Below are 447 nucleotides of genomic sequence, written 5' to 3'. Positions count from 1 at the left end.
GAATATGCTAGAGATAGTATAGTTTCTTCGGAAACTTGTATACAGGTGGTGCATGGTTGTCGTCAGCTCGTGTCGTGAGATGTTGGGTTAAGTCCCGTAACGAGCGCAACCCTTATCTTTAGTTACCAGCATTTCGGATGGGGACTCTAGAGAGACTGCCGGTGATAAACCGGAGGAAGGTGGGGATGACGTCAAATCATCATGCCCTATATGTCTTGGGCTACACACGTGCTACAATGGTCTGAACAAAGCGCAGCTACCTCGTGAGAGCAAGCGAATCGCATAAAACAGATCTCAGTTCGGATTGTAGGCTGCAACTCGCCTACATGAAGTCGGAGTTGCTAGTAATCGTGGATCAGAACGCCACGGTGAATGCGTTCCCGGGTCTTGTACACACCGCCCGTCACACCATGGGAGTTGGCAATACCCGAAGCCGTCGAGCTAACC

1 rRNA gene is annotated in these 447 nt (G+C 50.6%); it reads left to right on the top strand.

The annotated features are described in order from the left end of the window. Window positions 1-447: ribosomal RNA gene (locus ABGF48_RS08475) — 16S ribosomal RNA — on the top strand; the annotation flags it as partial.

Origin of the sequence: Helcococcus bovis, assembly GCF_046035835.1 — a bacterium.
In the GTDB taxonomy this organism is placed as follows: Bacteria; Bacillota; Clostridia; order Tissierellales; family Peptoniphilaceae; genus Helcococcus; species Helcococcus bovis.
This window is presented reverse-complemented; position numbering and strand designations above follow the sequence as displayed.